This is a genomic window from Candidatus Kuenenia sp. (genome assembly GCF_027493735.1).
Lineage (GTDB): Bacteria > Planctomycetota > Brocadiia > Brocadiales > Brocadiaceae > Kuenenia > Kuenenia stuttgartiensis_A.
Map to the genome: position 1 here is coordinate 262833 of NZ_JAOSKF010000019.1, position 18125 is coordinate 280957.

Sequence of the window (18125 nt, forward strand, 5' to 3'; positions counted from 1 at the left end):
CCATTATAAAAATTAAGAGGTCAAGGTCTATTCAATAGACCTTGACCTCTTCAATCTCAAATCTCTCATCCACTTTTTTAAGATATCCCATTCGTATTTTTGGATCGTGCTGAAATATCAAAAGCCAATGTTCTTCAAAGGCCTGCTTTATTATCTTTTTTTTGCTTTCCAGTGTTTCCAGCGGGAACAAATCATAACTTGTAATATACGGATAATTCAAATGGGCTGCAGTGGGTATCAGGTCAGCCAGAAAGAACGCTGTTTGTCCCTCAGATTCAATTTTGACGCATTGATGATGCCGGGTATGCCCGCCTGTTTTTACTAGTGAAATACCCCTTTCCACTTCTACGGCATCTTCGTCAACAAGGTGGAGATATTTTGTGCCGCCTATTGGCAAAAAGTCTTCAGCAACATAACTAGCCTTTGTCCTTTCATTTGGATTTAAGGCCACCTCTAACTCTCCTTTCTGAATAAAATACGTTGCTTTTGGGAATGTAGGAACAATTTCCTCCTTTTCATTGATGGTAGTATTCCCTCCCGCATGATCAAAGTGAAGATGTGTATTGATGACAATATCTATATCCTTGGGCTGATAACCAAACCTGCACAACGATTCCAAAAGTGGTGCCTTTTTTTCTAACCTGTACATCTGACAAAATTTTTCGTTATGTTTTGAACCCGTCCCGGTATCGATCAGTATTTTATATTTTTTTGCGACAACCAACGGACATTGCAAAGACAACTGCACCCTGTTTTTTTCGTCCGGTGGAAGAATTCTTTGCCAAAGGACTTTTGGCACTACGCCAAAAACAGCGCCGCCGTCTAAATAAATGCAACCATCGGAAACAGGATAGATTTCAAACTTGCCAAATTTCATTGCAGCGCCTTATTTTATTTTGAGAAACAGGAGTTTCCCGAAGATGTTGGTATCAAACTGTAATGTTTACGCTGAATAGTTACAGAAAAACTTACAAAAAAGTAACACTTTAGTTTTTTGAAAAATTCCAATAATCGCAGTGTAGGGGCGAAGCATTTGCCCGTTTGGATATGAAGGTATTTATGACAATTTACAGCAAATGCTTCGCCCCTACTTTTTTAAAAAACTAAAATATTACCAAATGAAGAGGTTTTTAAAAAAAGATATTATAGTATTAAAAACACCAACGCAATACTATTTCCTTTAGGAACAGATGTTTACTATCTACAAACCAAAAACAAGATTTTTGTTGAAAACGGAAACGGCATTATGTAACTTTAGCAAACGTTTCGTTTATTACAAAGGTATCTTTTGCTGTAAATGTACTAAACATCGCAAAGATAGCAATTGATATCTGCTGAATGCATTATGCATGATTTATTTTTATCGTATTGGAAAGAACATGCTCTTACCGAACTCTTACCGAAAATAAAAAAAAATATTTGGTCACTCCAAGTGAAAATCCGCTTCCCCATAATAGTTATAAACACGTTTTTAATAAAAATACAAAATACCGCCAGTCAAATGAGATGCTTATTGCGCCTCTTTTGCTTCATTAATCATCTCTCTTGCAATCCATTTTTCATATTAGATACGAATAAAACTCCTTTTAAAAATCAGCAGATTAAACCCTTGTTTTTAAAAGCAGCAGGCGCCGCACTGGCATTGATAGTATCGCTCTCTTCCCAAATTAACGCCCAGACAACAAATGTAACCGATAGTAATTTAATTACGGGGCTGACAGAGAAAAGCGGCTTTACCTATAATAATTTTATTTCAGGTAATTTCAGCTCCCAGTACGAAGGCCGTTGGGCAGGCGGAGACGACGACCACGATATGTACCAGCGCCTGCGCTTTAAAACGAAAGATTTTTTTAATAACAAGGTTTCTATTTCCGGTTCCGGAAGATTATCCGAGGATTTAGACGGGCATGAACCAAGGGATGGCACGTTCAGGGACATCCTTGACACATATAATAAAAGCGTCAACGGCCGCATCTATTACTTTTACGCCGACATCAAAAACCCTGTCCTCGAAAAATCGCAACTGCGCTTAGGCCGCCAATATCAGTATTCCGTTGAGAATATTTTATTTGACGGCGCAAAATACGAACAGCAGGTAGGCCCGGTGGAAGCTCACGTTTTCGGCGGGTTAAGGGCGTCACAGTACAGCAGCCCGGATGATGATACGGTTGCCGGAGGCGGCGTTGCGTTCCGGCCTTTTATCGATACCCACGCCTCGTTAGATTATATTCGTATTGTTGATGATGACCATAGCAATGATGACGAAATAGGATTCAGCGTATGGCAAAGGCTCTATGAAGACCTGCATTTTTACGGTCGGTACGTTCTCTTAAACAATCTCCCCAAGGATATTCTCACAAAAGTGTCATGGGACAAAATAGACTGGGATACAAGTCTGCAATTGTCGTATTACCGGTTCCTCCATTCGCTATCGGAACAGAGCAATGATATTTCCCCTTTCTATCAGATACTAGGCACTTTTGAGTCATTTGATCTCTTCAGTCTCACCGGCTATAAGGGGCTCGGGGAAAAATTCGGGATTTCCGGGGGGCTTGATTACCGGAATGTACTCGACAACGATGATGAAAACTCATTTAATCACGATTACTACAGAAGTTTTATCGCCCTTACGGCAAATAATATTCTTCTTGAAGATTCCAGGATTACTTTCACGGTTGAATACTGGGATGCGAAGGGCGTTGACCACAGTGCAGATGTTGGAATTGAATTTGACAAAAAAATAAACAAGTTCGACCTCGGATGCGGCACTAGTTATTCTTTGTATAAATACAATTTTGACGGAAGCAATACCCTGCAGACAATCCTTGATAATGAGTATACACGGGATATTGAGCAAAAGATCAATATAAGGACCTACTTTCTGAGAATCAAATATTTGTTAACGGAAAAATCAGACGTCAGTTTCCGATGGACGACAGAAAACAGCGATACTGATCCTGAAATGTTTCATCAGTTATTGCTTTCGTACAGCATGAGTTTTTAATAAATATAGAACAAAATACTATGAGAAAACCATATTATCTGTTTTTAATCGTGGCGCTGTCTTCGCTCGCCTTCTTGAGCGGCTGTAAAGAGTCCGGCATTCATTATAGCCACGCCAAACACATTGAAAGAGGACTCAGCGATTGCAATATCTGCCACAATTACAAAGAAGATTTGGAACCAAAGTGGCCAAAAATGGCAAAGTGCCTTTCATGCCATATGAAGAAATTTGACACCACTAATCCGGCATCCTGTCTTTACTGTCATACAAAACCCGGGATGAAAATCAAGGTAAAGCACAATGTTCCGAAAAAATATAAAGACCTGAAATTCAGCCATAAGACACATTTGGAAAATAATGTGGACTGCAAGGCATGCCATGAGGGTATCGAAAAGAGTGATGCAATTACCGTAGATTTACTTCCGGACATGTTTAAAAACTGTATCCCCTGTCATAAGGAAAGAGGTGAAGAAAACATTGCCTGTGATGTTTGCCACAAACACATAAAAAAGAATCGTATGCCGCTGTATCATGAAGAAAGATGGGTAAAACATGAAGATGCGCGATGGATACAAAAGCATGGGAATGAATTCTATTACAACAAAGACTACTGCAACCGCTGTCATGTTGACCTCAACTGGTGTGTCGATTGCCACAGGGACCAAAAACCAAAAAACCACAATAATGCATGGAGAAGAAAAACACATGGATTTGCTGCATCGTGGGAGAGAAAGAAATGCAGTGTTTGTCATCTGGAAGACTTCTGTGAACGGTGTCACTCCAACACGAAACCGCTAAACCATACGGCATCATGGGGTGGAGCAAACACAAGAAACCGGCATTGCACAAATTGCCACTTTCCTATATCAATGGTTTCATGTACCGTATGCCATTCGTATCCCGAACACCCATCCGCAATAGATTCTCCGCACCCGCCATTTACCGGAAACTGTAATGAGTGCCATCCGCGTAACCGGGCGGGAGAAGCTCCACACCCTAGCGCTTTTGGTATTGCCTGCACCACATGCCATAGATGAAGCGTAAAATCTGATGGTTCGTTATTCCGAACGTATAAAACAGGGGGGGTATTGTTATTGTTTCCTGAATCTTGCACAAACGCTTGATGCTATTTTAGAAACCCTTATTAATAAATGAAGAGTATGGCAAGACATATTTTGCCATTATGGACTTCCGCAATGTGACAGACCTTTTCGCTGACCCCGCTTTTGACGGCTACCCCGTCATGATCAGAGAGGTTAAAGGCGAAAAAGAATTAACGGATCAGGATATTCATCCCGAAGAAGACCAGGATGTCATTGACCCTGAAACCGGCCAGCCTGTGGATTTTGAAGAAGAAATAACGGCTGAATATCCCACACAACCGGCAATCATACAAGGCGGTGAAATAGTATCCGACTCCAGGCAGAAAATATATGTGGCCGGAGTGGATGTTTCGGTGTTAAACGAGCGGGCTCAGTCTCTAGAAATCTGGTATTGGGAACATAAACTGCCCGAAGGTATTAAGACATACAGCAAGACGAAGCCGATTCAGAAAAGCGAGTTTGATGGGCTTAAGAAGTGGTGGAAGAAACACAAAGAAAATGAGCAGGCATGGAAGGTATCTATAGATACGATTGCTGCGAATGACTATAACCTCGACATTAAAAATCCGCATATTTTAGAGGAAAAACACGTGTATTCAAGTGCGGAACTGGTAACGATGCTACATGAATCATTTCGTAAAAGCGACGAGCTTCTTCAACAATTAAGAAAGGAGTTGGAGAATGGATAACGCACAAAATAAATCCCAGCTTATTATTTATCAGACCGAAGACGGACAGACAAAGATTCAGGTAAAAATGGAGGATGAAACAGTCTGGCTTACACAAGATCAGATGGCAGAACTCTTTGCTAAAGGCCGGTCAACCATTACTGAACATATACATAATGTTTTTAATGAAGGGGAACTTGATGAAAAATCAGTATGTCGGGAATTCCGACGAACTGGCACAGACGGTAAAGAATATGTTGTGAAGCATTATAATCTTGATGTCATTATTTCGGTTGGATACCGGGTTAAGTCGCGACGAGGAACACAATTTCGTATTTGGGCCACACAGCGGCTGAAAGAATACATTATTAAAGGTTTTGCTCTGGATGATGAACGATTAAAACAAGGTGGTGAAAAGGCGCGATATTTTCAGGAACTTTTACAGCGCATTCGCGATATTCGTAGCAGCGAGCGAAACTTTTATCAGAAAGTAACCGATATTTATGCCACCAGCATTGATTATAGAAAAGATGACAAACTGACTGCGGAATTTTTTGCTACTGTACAAAACAAGATGCACTATGCTGTTCATGGCCACACCGCGGCGGAGATTATCGACAGGCGGGCAGACAGCACAAAACCCCTTATGGGTCTAACCAATTTTAAAGGGAATTACATTACCGCACAGGATATAAAGATTGCAAAAAACTATCTCAATGAAGATGAGTTAAAACGCTTAAATCTTATCGTGTCTTTGTATCTTGACTTTGCAGAATTGCAGGCAACCAACGGCAGGCTGATGAAGATGAATGACTGGATAGAGAAACTTGACCAGTTTTTGAAACTGAGTGAACACGAACTCCTTACCCATGCCGGTAAAGTGAGCGCTGAGCAGGCAATTGAAAAGGCTGAAAGCGAATTTAAAAAGTACAAAAAAGACCGAGACAAAGACTATATTTCTGATTTTGATCGTGCGACAAAAGCGATTGAGCAGAAAGCAACTAAACGCATCCAGAAGAAAAAGAGGCGGGAAGATGGGTGAGTGGAATATGGTAAGGATTGGAGACGTTTTAAAAGAGGTCTCACGAGAGAAAAGACTGGATCCAAATACAAAATACAGGCTTCTTGGAGTAAAGTGGTATGGAAAAGGTGTTTTTCTGCGAGAGGAAAAATATGGAAATGAAATAAAAGCAACTAAGCTATATGAAGTTAAACAGAGAGATTTTATCTACAATCGTCTTTTTGCATGGAAAAGTTCTTTTGCAGTTATTCCAGATGAATTTGATGGCTGTCTGGTATCAAATGAATTTCCACTTTTTACTTGTGTTGAGAGTAAATTGCTTCCTGAATTCCTTCTTAGTGGCATACTTTTGCCCGAAAATATTACAGCTATAAATAATCTTAGTGGTGGCATGTCGAGTGTTAGCCGAAAAAGATTTAAAGAAAAGGATTTTTTAAATTTTAAAATTCCACAATATGGTATTCTGACACAAAGTAGAATTTGCCAAAAACTGAAAACAATATCAGAACTTTCAGCAGATCAAGACTTAGAATCAGCCCACCAAATCTCTCTCATCAAACAACTCCGCCGAAGAATATTACAGGAAGCAATCGAAGGCAAGCTGACGGCTAAATGGCGCAAACAGCATCCCGATCTTATCAGCGGAGAGAATCACGCCTCGAAACTGCTTGAGAAGATTAAGGTCGAAAAAGGGCGTCTAACAAAGCTCACAAAGAGCATGAAGAAGAAAAAAGCACTGCCGCCCATCAGTGAAGAAGAAAAACCGTTTGACCTGCCTGAGGGGTGGGTGTGGGTGTCGGCTGAAGGATGTAAGCTTAAATGTTCACTATGGATTTAATGCTTCCGCAAGACCGGAGAAGAAGGACGTGAGGCTTTTAAGGATAACGGATATTCAAAACAACAGAGTTGATTGGGACGGAGTACCGGGTTGTGCGTATTCGGAAAGAGACATAAAAAGTTATCTATAGTCAAACAAATCTGGTTTTAGAAACTTAGCGGTAATCTGGCTTTTTGAAAAGTGGGGGCGAAGCATTTGCCTGCGTACAGTATAACTCCTTCAACATAGCGGAGTTGGCGCATGTACAACATTTTACGTCTCTCTCTTATATGCAGGCAAATGCTTCGCCCCTACCTGTAATGTTTTTAGAAAAATAGATTTATTTGACTATATTATCAGAAAACGATATTGTTATCGCGAGAACAGGCGGCACAATTGGGAAATCATTTCTTATCAAAGATATCCCTGTCAGGTCTTTGTTTGCTTCGTATTTGATTAGGGTTATTCCTTCAAAAAATATTTTCCCTGAGTATCTAAAGTATTTTCTTGAAAGTCCTGAATATTGGGAGCAGTTGTATGATGCGGCATGGGGCGCGGGACAGCCAAATGTTAATGGCACATCTCTTTCAAATTTGATAGTTTCTCTATCGCCACTTGCTGAACAACAAGCCATTGTTGAACGTGTGGATAAACTCATGGCCATGATTGGTGAATTAGAAAAACAAGTATCCGAACGCAAAGAACAGTCCGAAATGCTGATGCAGTCGGTTTTACGGGAGGCGTTTGCGAAAGGATGAATTATTTTGGGAATCTGCCTAAGATTCAGAAGATTCTTGATTTTAAGTGTTATATTCAGGGGACATCATACTTAATTGTCGATCTTCAATCGGGTTCAAGTTTGCAACTTGAACCCCGTGTTTTATATTGGCAATTTAACCATGAAATGCCTAGCGCGGCCTTTGGCCGCAACCAAAAAGGTGATTTTTAGTTTATTATAAAGTATAGTAGTATCCTCGTAAATAGTAATCAGACAATTTGGAGGACACTACTTATGAATAAGTTGATGGAATTATATCGAGACAGGATCGTGGGTGCAATAAGCGGTCTGGACAGGATTCGTTTTCGCGGGACATTGCGGTGGTTGGCCAGTGAGCGTGGGATGGGAACATTCATGAACCAAGCGAGAATTCTGCTTAAGGATTTTTCCGGTTGGGTCAATGGGCTTACGGCACAGGTGCGAGACAGTTGTGAATCGCGGGCGAAAGATTTGGGTATCGAGGTGCGGTATTTGATGAGCAGCGGTGTTGATAAGGAGAAGTTGGCTCGCCAGATCGCGGCGGATAAGAGGATTACGGAAGGTTCCATCTGCCTGTTGAGTGTGGTAGAGCCTTGTATTGCGCCGATGGTCAAGGGCAACAAGGCCAGCAAGAAGCTCGAGTTGGTAATGGCGCCCCGCAAGTGTGTCTTTGTGTATCATTATTTTAACGATCCAGTGTTTGGTTTTGGTCATGTTCGTATCCAGAGTTGGGCGCCGTTTAATATTTTCATTTGTCTCAATGGTCGTCATTGGCTGGAGCGGCAACTTCAGAAGCAAGGTATTGATTATGTTAAGGACGGCAACTGTTTTGTGCGTATAGAGGATATTGCGGCTGCGCAGGTTCTGCTCCATGAGCAGCTTAAGACTGACTGGGCGAAGCTGCTGAACGGGCTTGCGTTGGGCAGTTGCCCGGCATTGTCGCAGATTCTTCGTCCGTTGGAACCGGAGTATTACTGGTCTGCGGATGAGACGGAGTGGGCGACGGACATCATGTTTAAATCGGTTGAGGCATTGGAGGAGTTGTTTCCATCGTTTGTTCATCATGCGATGCGGGTTTGCGACAGTTCTTCGGTGATGAAGTATTTGGGTAGGCGTAACCTTGCAGGCGCTGCCCCTGATGAGGTTATCAGCGACTATCGAAGACGCTATGAAGGTATACGGGTCAAGCACAGTGTGAATTATAATTCAGTGAAGATGTATAACAAGAGCGGTAGTCTCTTGCGTATTGAGACAACGATCAATAATACGCGGGACTTTAAGGTCTTTCGGAGTCCCAATGATGATGAAGGCAAACCGGCGTCATGGCAGAAGATGCGTAAGGGCGTAAGCGATCTTCATCGACGGTGTGAGGTGAGCCAACAATGCAATGATCGTTATGGGGATGCTTTGGCGGCGGCTCAGGTAGAGGAGAAACTGAAAGAAGTGGTGAGCAGCGCTTGTAACAAGGTTGTCAAAGAGGGCAAGAGGTATCGAGGTTTGAATCCCTGGCAGCAGGATGATTACCAGATGCTGATGTTCCTGTCCAAAGGCGAAAACGCGATAAATGGATTCCGCAACCATGATTTGCGTAAGTGGCTTTACCGGGAATCCGAACAATCCGGCAAGGATCAGCAAAAGAAATATTCCGGACGAACGACCCGACGGATAAAGATGCTGCGGGCACACGGTCTAATCCGCAAAGTTCCGAGGGCCAACCGCTATGTTTTGACGGAGAAAGGCCAGAAGTTCTCTTGTTCACTGATGACCGCTTCAGCCCTTGATATTAAAGCACTTACGGAAATGGCGGCATGAAAAACACGCATAAAAAACAAGAAATTGATGGATAGTAGTATATAGCGCTATTGGCAAATTAAAAGCAGAAAAACGCAGAAGATTACTGGATGAGACAGAGTCAGAATTAGCAGCATTCACACCTGCCTTACTGTATAAGGCATTTCTGGGAGAGGGAGGATAATCTTTCAATAACCGTTACGTTAGCCAATCTTCAAATCGTAAATCCGAACTTGTTATGCTTTTTATTGCATTCATTTTATCGTGGGTCACAAGCACAAGATTGTGCGCCATTGCTACAGCAGCAATCCAAAGATCATTCTCATCCATTTGCAATTCCTTATCAGTAGTAGGATCACGCCATTCTCTTATCCTCTTTTTACAACTTTTTCCTTTTCGATCTCTTGGGGCATATTTATCGAAGAGTTTTGCACGCAGGTCGGCATAGCAGTCACGTGCTATATTGATATTTATGTCAAAAGCAGGAAATGAAGATAATATTTGACGCGCTTGCTCATGCTGTTCCGGTCTATTATAAGACCTGACACGAAGCCCATATTCGACCTCGCCAATGGTTATGGGACATAAAAAAATTCTTGTATTATGTGGTTGCGGTAATCCATTCCAATGTTTTTCTAAGGCTTTGCATTCAGGACTATTTCCGCCTACTTTTAATTCAGCAAGATATCCAAGAATATTTGTATCAAGAAGATAGTAATCCTGTTTCACTTATTCTTCTGTTCCCAGTTTTTTAAGATAATTTATAAACTCAGTATCACGGATAAGTGGAATTCTTTCCATAATTTTATCAGGTGTTGCATTATTAAATTGCTCTGATATGTAAATATGAAGAGGAATCCATGCATTGATTTCTGGGGAGATGTAGCCTTTAAATTCAAAGGGTACAGGGCGTTGGTGACCCCAAAAAATATCTAAAAGTTGACGTTCCAATCGTGGAGGAAGTTTATATAGTTTTAGTATCTCAGCGTCTATCTGAAGTAATGTTTTCTTGGCTTCTGTCTCATCTTTCCTTAACACTTTTAAATAATGATTCACGAGATAATCAATAATTTGTTTAGTATCAATGGATATTTCGGGAATAGGTATATCGGTGTATACTCTTTTTGGAATATCCTTTTGAAAGCTATGGGCATAAATGAATGCTACTGCAATTGGAGAATTCAGCAATGTCGCTAACATAGCAACATCAAAGGTTTTAGATTTTGGCCAAATGCTATAAAATCTTCGGCTTACAATGCAACCGTTTTTGTCTAATGCGGCTGCATATCGCCACGGTCCCCTGGACATGCGCGAAGCAGGAACTATAACCTTTGGTTTGTCCCACGGTAGTTCCCAAGCTGTAGATGTTTCAAATCTTCGATATTGTTTGTCTGTCGACATATAAACTGTATCTTCAGCAATGAATTGCATGAATCCTTTTGTGACTTTTGAAATGCCTGGTTTTGAACCAGGAAAAGGCACATCACGGATTATTTCACATAACCTTTCTTTTCCTAAATTTGGTTTATATTGAACGCCTATGCTTATATCAACTATTTCACCAAAACGTGTATATCCTTCTAATCGTTCCCAAATTTCACGCAACAATGGCACAACAAGACGCCCTTGCATTTTGTCTTTGAGGTAAGATTGTGGAACATTGTCTTCCCATGTAACACCATGTCGAATCTGAAAGTCATCTCGTTCGCTGTCCCTAACTTCTCTATACAACATATTCCAGTTTTTTCGTGCCTGCTGTTTTCTGGCAACAATAACTGTAGTTTCCATATCAGAATATAAAAAGACACGGTCAGGAAGACACGTAACGGAAATTATTTTAAAGTTACTGAGCAAGGCAGTTCGTTCGTTTTTATAGTCAGAACCATCTAAAAAACTACGTGGTAAAACCAAACCAATTAATGCATTGTTTGGTAAAATCGGAAGCGTTCTGTGTAAAAGCTCAGCTGGTTTTGGGGTTTCAGGTCTTTTGCCCTTGATGTTTTCAAAAGGTGGGTTGCCTACAAGTATCATAGTTTTCGCCATACTATTTTCGAGGATATTATCGGCAAATATATCTTGTCTTTGTAAATCCCAGCTATTTGATTCGGGAAAATCAGCTAACATGAGGCACATACGGGCTACTTCAACGGAAAATGGGTCAATCTCTATTCCATGTAAATGTTTAATGAAAAATGTATGCCGTTGTTTACTGTCCCAATCTCCTGGCAATAGGCTTTTCATTCTTCTCATTGCTGCAATAAGAAAAATACCATGCCCACACATAGGATCTGTGACGTGCCACTGTTCTCTTTGTAAATCCTCTATCGGAATTTGCGAAAGAATGTAATCAGCAACATAAGATGGGGTACTATGAATTCCAAGTTCTTGACGGCTTTTTTGAGAGACAAATGTATTTTCATAAATGTATGTAAGAGTATCTACTGATATATTATTCAGCGGGAAAATCTTCCCAATTTTTTGTGATATTGACTCAAGAGTTAGTTCTGGAATTTTTGAAGCCGGTGTAGTTAAAGAAAAACCGTAATGTTCATATATTGCCTGCAATGCCGTTTGTGGAATAGAAAAATCAATCCCTTTCGCATTGCAGATATTGCGATCTTTGAGTACTTTTGCAGCCAAAAGACTAAAGACAACTTGAAAAACCGCAGGTGCATCAAATAGTAAATCTCGTTCATGAAAGTCTTCTTCAGCATAATTAAGTACAGCCCGAAGCAAGTGGTCTATTTTTTGAGAAGCTTTGTAGTCTATGGCAGGAAGTAATCCGATATCAACAAAATCTAACTGACGGGGCCCCGGTCGGGCAAATCCCGATTTTGCCCGTATGATAGCTTGGGGTTCCCAGTCTCTCAAGTTTTGTGCAATGACATTAGGCAGGCAGGCAGTTTCATACTTATCTTTAAGAAGAGGTTCACTTTCCGTTATAGCCCATCGTTCAGTTTTGCCGTTGTTAATGATAAAAATCTGAGGCGCTCCAAGCGATTTTAATTCATTTGCTACATCATCTGTAGAACGATTGGGTGCTGCTATTTGGATACCAAAGCAGGCAGAACGGTAATCAAAAGGTTCCTGGCCAAATAGCGCATAATTTACCGTACGAATAGGCGTACATGAGGAAAATAAATCAACGTATTTATAATCCTTCTGTATCAGATTTTTGCTATAGCCTATTTTTATAAAGGCATTTTCTACCTGCCCTATAATCTTATTTGTCATAATATTGTGATTACATGAAAGATTTTCGTTAAAAAGTTCATTATTATGTGCTTTATCCTCCATAAATAATTATCTTAGTTTGGTGGGGTAAGTGATTATTTCACTCATGAGATAGGCTGTCAAGAAAAATAAGGGAAGGCTTGAAATATTTAATCAGGAAGGGTATATTTTAATCGACTGAAAGCAGGGGGCGTATTGCAATACGCCCCTACAGATTGCCGGAAAGCTGGCATTCTAGCCGTATATTCAAGTTTTTACAGCCAATATAGGCGTTATCCAAACCGCCAGATTGCAAGGAAAGTTAATAACATTACTTTGTTAAAGAATACGTCTGGAAAAATATTTCTGAGTTGTAAGTAGAGTCGGCCACAACTTATGACTTATCAATGCTTTGCGACAAATATTTACTTTTGATTTTAGCCTTTACTTCCGGTATTAATTGCACTTGTAAATTTCTTACACAATCAATTGCCGGAGCAAAGGATTTGAGTATTTTCAGAACAAACATATCGTTATTAAATAAATTTCTTGAACATTTTGCATCATGTTTTACTAAAAAACAATTTGCAATGTTTCTCCTTGTCGTCTACGCAATGTTTAAAAACTATAAAAGAAACTCTCTGGAGGCCATGGCACAAGCCGTTCATATTATGAAAAATATACCTAAAGTATGCATAATAATTTCCATTTTCGCGCTTTTAATTTTAGGTTTTTTATCATATCTTTCATATATATACTCAGGTAAATATGATTTATGGAACTGGTCTAAAAACATCATAATACCAATTATTAGTGCTTTAATTGGCGGTGGCATTACATTGGTAGCTATTTATTATTCCATCAAATTAGAGAGTAAAGCTGAACAAGAAAAAACATTTCAAAATAGTATATCTGCAATAAAAACAGAATTAAAAGAGAATAAATCCATATTAGATGCTTATTGTGAGGATACAAAGGAAGTAAAGATTACTTCTGGTGACAATCGTAGTATTTTCTATATTCAACTATCTAATAGTTTGTGGGATAGTTTTAAATATGAAATAGTTAAGATTGATAAAACTAAGTTTGATGCCATTTGTCTGGCGTATGTAAATATAAACAAGGTAAATAGTCAGGCACAATTTGCACTTTCAAACTCAGGCACAGGTAAGGCGGATACCTATTACGAAGAAATTAAAAAACACGCAGAGAGTGCAAAAGTTTCAATAGAAGATGCATTAAAAAATTTAGAAAATGTATAATTCGATGCAGTGAATATATGGGGTTATGAAATCAGACATTTGGGGTAAAACCTAATCTATTGGCGTGCCCAGGGAAGGGTACTGTTTTCTAACGGGTGAAAGTCCCGTTGTGGTAAAAGCCGGAGCCATGTAGCTTGGATGGCAGGGGGTGATGGAAACGTTGCCTTCTGAAGCCCATCTACAAAGTCGGCGTAAGGCCGGCGAGCGAATATCCGGGTTGTAACGTACGTGAACGTAGAGGTAGCCTCGTGAAAGTCAGGAACCACTGGCCGAGCCTGTCAATAGTAGGCGAAGGCGGAATTCACGCACCTAAACTGGCTAATAGGTAAAAGAACGGTGGCGGGGTATCAGCGGCGACACGGATAGAAGGGAGCAGTATCAACTGGGGAAACCCTCCTTGTCCCTGATAGAAATATCAGGAGCGAATGTAAGCCTTATAAGTCGAAGGGCGAAGTAGACTGACAGGCAAGAGGGTGGCGGATGAGCCCGTAGTAGTGGAGATGGCAAGGACAGCATAACCTTGCCGGAGCGAAGGGGATCTGCTGTATTCTAAATCTTTCTTTAGCGGTGAGGCAGGGAAGAATGACAAATGCTTCTATAAGTCTGCAGGAACTGAGGAGGAAGATATACATCAAGGCGAAGACTGACAAGCACTGAGTGGTTTCGGCTGGAAGCGGTGGAGTAAGGGGATATATCTACCCGAAAGCTGCTCCATATCGATAGGTGTATAATGCCTTGCTGAGAAGGGAGCAGGGAAGCCGTATGAGGGAAAACCGTTCGGCTGAGCTCACGACGAAGCCTCACGTACGGTTTGATGTGGCAGGGGATGGAAAAGTGCTATGGAGAACCTAAACGGGCACAAAGCTGGAAACGGCAGCAACAGCCAAGGGGATACCTAATGCAACTCGCCATTCCTTGACCCTACACAATTCTTGAGTCAGCAGGGACCTTCATTTTTCAATTGGCAATCTATTAATAAGGATATTAAGGGACACCATGCTTAATTATTAACTCAATCAAGGATGGGTTAATTGGCGCGAACCCATCAAAATAAATGAAAATGTGATTGATGGGTCTGCTTCACCCCTCGATAAACTCAGGACAGGCTTCACTAACTTAGGGAGCGACCACAAATAACATGGTATTGTATAGTACCAATAGTATCGTTGTAGTGTCTTTGTGTATGTCACGGTAATAGCCGTTACAACTAGTAAATATAGGCATTGACACCCTCCAGCCATTATGATAACATTAGGATTAAGTGGTATTTTATCCGGCGTATTAATCCTAATGGTGTCATTATGCGTTTAGCTAAGTATTCTCATCGCAAGCTCTTGGGACTATTCAGCAGGGATGTCGTTTTAACTCTGGACAGTATCAAAGAAGCTTTGGGAACGACTTCAAAAGCAACGGTTTTCAGGAAGCTAAAATCGCTCGGACATCGTGCGAGTTATTCCCATGCGGGCAAATACCATACACTGGATACACTTGCAAGCTATAATAAATATGGCATTTGGAGTTTCAATCAAATATATTTTTCTCAACAAGGAAGTCTTGTAGATACTCTCGAGGCCATCATTAATAAATCCCAGGAAGGTTATTTTGCCTCGGAGCTTCAAACGCTGGTACATGTGCGAGTCTTTAATGCACTGACTCAATTAGTGGTATCTGGAAGGGTCTTGCGCGAGCAGATTGCCGGAGAATATTTGTATATCTCCAAGGTGTTAGGTACGGATCAACTCGCCAGACGTAAACAGTCAATCATGTTGTGTGCTTGTAAGGAAGAAAAGGTATTAATTCCCGGCTTTGGGAGTGAAGTGGTTACGGATTGCCTGCAGACATTTCTTTCCATACTTGATGAAAGGCAGAAACGGCTTTATCTTGGTTTAGAATCAATGAAACTGGGACATGGCGGCGATTTAAGACTTTCACAGCTAACCGGCATAAATGTAAAAACAATTGCCAAGGGGCGTCGGGAACTTTCGAGTAAGAACATTACACCGGGACGGATACGTAAGGTTGGTGCAGGTCGTTCTTCGATTAAAAAAAAACTGATGTGGTAAAACTTCTTGAAGAATTGATGGAGGGCGATACTGCAGGAGACCCAATGGGTAAAGGAAAAATATGGACGAGAAGAAGCACACGTACTCTAAAAAAAGAATGCGGTGATAGAGGTGTAAGCGTATGTGCAACAACAGTTAGCAGGCTTCTTAAGGACATGGATTATTCTCTGAGAGTAAATCGCAAAACGATAGCAGAGACACGTCATCCGGACCGTAATAGACAGTTTGAAATTATTAATGAGACAAAAAAGTATTTTGAAGATTCTGGTCAGCCAATAATCAGTGTTGACAGTAAGAAAAAGGAATTGATAGGTAATTTCAGAAATGAGGGCAAGGCGTGGACAAAAATAGTAAATGAAGTTTTGGCCCATGATTTTCGTTCTCAGGCAATTGGTGTTGGATGTCCGTTTGGTATCTATGAATTGCTGACTAATTTAGGGACAGTTATTGTTGGTACGTCCTATGACACACCGGAATTTGCAGTCGAGTCAATTAAGATTTGGCTGGATGAATTTGGTTGGAAGAGGTATCCATGCGCAAAAGAACTCCTTATTCTTTGTGACGCAGGAGGGAGCAACGGATTTCGTCCCCGGTTGTGGAAATATGCGCTTTATCAAAATATTTGTAAAGTTTACGGACTCTCCATCAGGATTTGCCACTATCCCTCAGGAGCATCAAAATGGAATCCGGTAGAACATCGTCTGTTTAGTTTTATCAGTAAAAATTGGGAGGGGAATCCTTTGAGGTCTTATGATGTTATGCTAAGTTTAATTGCTGGCACTACAACAACAGCGGGTCTTCTCGTACAAACCATTCTTAACGAGAAAGAATACCAAAAAGGAATCAAAATCACTGATGACCAAATGAAAGAAATAAACATAAACAAACACAGTGTCTTGCCAGATTGGAATTATACAATTTCACTTAACTAAATTAATAAAAATACCAAATTATTTTTGGACAGTGCCTTACTTAATCTTTGATCAACTCTGAACTTCTCAAGAAGAATAGAAACAAGGTATCTACAGACCCATCAGATCGAAAGACTCAGGAACTGCTTGAAAATCATTTAATTCAGGGGACACCGTACTTAATTATTGACTCAGTGTTGAAAAACGGTTAAGATTCCCCGCTAGCTAGGATCGCTCGTGTGGTAGTCCCAGGAGCATACTACGCCGGCAGAAGCCTGGTACCACAAAAGAAAAGTGAAGATTCCTAATATTACGTATGGTGTCCTCAGAATTTCCGCCAGAATTTCCGCAATAAAATCCCTACACTTGCACAATATCGTAAATCGATCATCCACAAATGTGTAACGGGAAAGCGACGGATTACCGAAAATGGTTTAAAGGATCAACATGGTAAAAAAAAAGAATATCGTTATCATTGCCGGACCTAACGGGGCAGGAAAGACCACGTTTGCCAAAGAGTTTCTGCCGAATGAGGCGGGCTGTCCCATCTTTGTTAATGCTGATTTGATAGCTGCAGGGCTTTCTCCTTTTTTCCCTGAACATGCAGCTTTCCGTGCGGGCAGGCTGATGTATGAAGAAATTAAAACGCACCTGCTTCGTAATGATGGCTTTGCCTTTGAAACAACACTTAGCGGTAAAATATATGCACAAATGATACCCGAATGGCAAAAGAGGGGATACACGGTAAAGTTGATATTTCTGAGTCTTCATGATGTAAAGATTGCCATTGAACGGGTAAAAGGGAGGGTTTTGCAGGGTGGCCATAATGTGCCTGAAGAGATTATCAGACGACGGTTTGGAAAGGGATGGTTTAATTTTTACCACATTTACAAGCAGTTGGTAGATACCTGGATTCTTTACGACAACTCAGGCAGAACGCCAAAACTGCTTGAAGAAGGAGAAAAGAGATGAATGGAAAAAAGAGACAGATTCATGACAAAGACCTTGAGAATGTAGAAGCTGCATTGCTAAGAGCGGCAAAAAGAGCAAGGGAAATAGCCAAACAGACGCATACTCCACTGGTTTATTACGAAAACGGACGCGTAGTTAAAATATTTGTTGAACAGGATGAGGATAGACAGGAAAACTGATCAATCATGTTTGAACGACCGGGAAAGAAGTTCCAACGATATATCATCGAATACCTCATACGCGAACACAAGCACGCCGTGCTGAGCCGGGTGGTAAGGATGGGTTAAGCGGATAGAATCCATCAATGCCTTTTTTTGTTGGGTGTGCTTCGCCCAACCTCTAATTGACACCTCGAACATCTCAAGAAGAATAGAAACAAGGTATCTACAGGCCCATCAGATCGAAAGACCCAGGAACTGCTTAAAAATCATTGCACAAAAAACATATCAATCCTCGAACCATTAAAACGGATGTTCACCCCAAGTCAAAAAACAAAAGTGCCGTAAAAGCCTTATATTTATTGACTTTTACGCCGAACAGCAA

General features: G+C 40.8%; 16 protein-coding genes. 12 read left to right on the forward strand and 4 right to left on the reverse strand.

Annotated features, from left to right (window positions below):
• Positions 1-31: 31 nt before the first annotated feature.
• Positions 32-877, reverse strand: coding sequence for an MBL fold metallo-hydrolase (locus M5U24_RS12685; RefSeq protein WP_099326892.1), 846 nt, complete (start codon positions 875-877; stop codon positions 32-34).
• 732 nt (positions 878-1609) lie between these two features.
• Here M5U24_RS12685 and M5U24_RS12690 point away from each other — a divergent pair.
• The 7 genes from M5U24_RS12690 (at position 1610) to M5U24_RS12720 (ending at position 9182) form a co-directional block, all read left to right on the forward strand.
• A complete protein-coding gene (locus M5U24_RS12690) occupies positions 1610-3004 on the forward strand; it encodes a hypothetical protein (RefSeq protein ID WP_157820781.1) in 1395 nt (464 codons plus the stop codon).
• A 20-nt stretch (positions 3005-3024) separates the two neighbouring features.
• Complete coding sequence (locus tag M5U24_RS12695; protein ID WP_099326890.1) at positions 3025-4041, forward strand: cytochrome c3 family protein; 1017 nt, start codon at positions 3025-3027, stop codon at positions 4039-4041.
• Positions 4042-4187: 146 nt separating this feature from the next.
• Positions 4188-4796: an N-6 DNA methylase gene (locus tag M5U24_RS12700; protein ID WP_230405648.1), complete on the forward strand. Its 609-nt coding sequence runs from the start codon at positions 4188-4190 to the stop codon at positions 4794-4796.
• Entirely contained in the window at positions 4789-5817 is a 1029-nt protein-coding gene (locus tag M5U24_RS12705; protein WP_099326889.1) for a virulence RhuM family protein, read from the forward strand. Before M5U24_RS12700 ends, M5U24_RS12705 begins: the two co-directional genes overlap by 8 nt.
• Positions 5810-6634 (forward strand): hypothetical protein, encoded by an 825-nt coding sequence (locus tag M5U24_RS12710; protein ID WP_099326888.1) that lies wholly within the window; start codon positions 5810-5812, stop codon positions 6632-6634. Before M5U24_RS12705 ends, M5U24_RS12710 begins: the two co-directional genes overlap by 8 nt.
• A 323-nt stretch (positions 6635-6957) precedes the next feature.
• Positions 6958-7371, forward strand: coding sequence for a restriction endonuclease subunit S (locus tag M5U24_RS12715; protein ID WP_157820779.1), 414 nt, complete (start codon positions 6958-6960; stop codon positions 7369-7371).
• Positions 7372-7625: 254 nt separating this feature from the next.
• Positions 7626-9182, forward strand: coding sequence for a hypothetical protein (locus M5U24_RS12720; protein ID WP_099323647.1), 1557 nt, complete (start codon positions 7626-7628; stop codon positions 9180-9182).
• Positions 9183-9359: 177 nt separating this feature from the next.
• Here the strand turns inward: M5U24_RS12720 and M5U24_RS12725 are convergent, their stop codons facing one another.
• On the reverse strand, positions 9360-9890 hold the full coding sequence (locus M5U24_RS12725; protein WP_099326885.1) for a type II toxin-antitoxin system VapC family toxin: 531 nt from the start codon (positions 9888-9890) through the stop codon (positions 9360-9362).
• Entirely contained in the window at positions 9891-12458 is a 2568-nt protein-coding gene (locus M5U24_RS12730) for an N-6 DNA methylase (protein WP_099326884.1), read from the reverse strand.
• A gap of 566 nt (positions 12459-13024) precedes the next feature.
• Between M5U24_RS12730 and M5U24_RS12735 the strand changes: the two genes are divergently transcribed.
• From M5U24_RS12735 to M5U24_RS12755, 5 genes are all read left to right on the forward strand, one after another.
• Positions 13025-13636, forward strand: a complete 612-nt coding sequence (locus tag M5U24_RS12735; RefSeq protein WP_157820778.1) for a hypothetical protein — start codon at positions 13025-13027, stop codon at positions 13634-13636.
• A gap of 1301 nt (positions 13637-14937) precedes the next feature.
• The gene (locus M5U24_RS12740; RefSeq protein ID WP_099325837.1) at positions 14938-15699 is read left to right on the forward strand and encodes a hypothetical protein; all 762 of its coding nucleotides are present in this window, start codon (positions 14938-14940) and stop codon (positions 15697-15699) included.
• Entirely contained in the window at positions 15693-16631 is a 939-nt protein-coding gene (locus M5U24_RS12745) for an ISAzo13 family transposase (RefSeq protein WP_099326881.1), read from the forward strand. The genes M5U24_RS12740 and M5U24_RS12745 overlap by 7 nt, the downstream gene beginning before the upstream one ends.
• 426 nt (positions 16632-17057) lie before the next feature.
• Entirely contained in the window at positions 17058-17582 is a 525-nt protein-coding gene (locus M5U24_RS12750; protein ID WP_099326880.1) for a zeta toxin family protein, read from the forward strand.
• The gene (locus M5U24_RS12755) at positions 17579-17761 is read left to right on the forward strand and encodes a hypothetical protein (RefSeq protein WP_099326879.1); all 183 of its coding nucleotides are present in this window, start codon (positions 17579-17581) and stop codon (positions 17759-17761) included. The genes M5U24_RS12750 and M5U24_RS12755 overlap by 4 nt, the downstream gene beginning before the upstream one ends.
• Here M5U24_RS12755 and M5U24_RS12760 read toward each other — a convergent pair whose 3' ends face one another.
• Positions 17762-17932, reverse strand: coding sequence for a hypothetical protein (locus M5U24_RS12760; protein ID WP_157820776.1), 171 nt, complete (start codon positions 17930-17932; stop codon positions 17762-17764). It lies immediately after the preceding gene.
• Between the last annotated feature and the right edge of the window lie 193 nt (positions 17933-18125).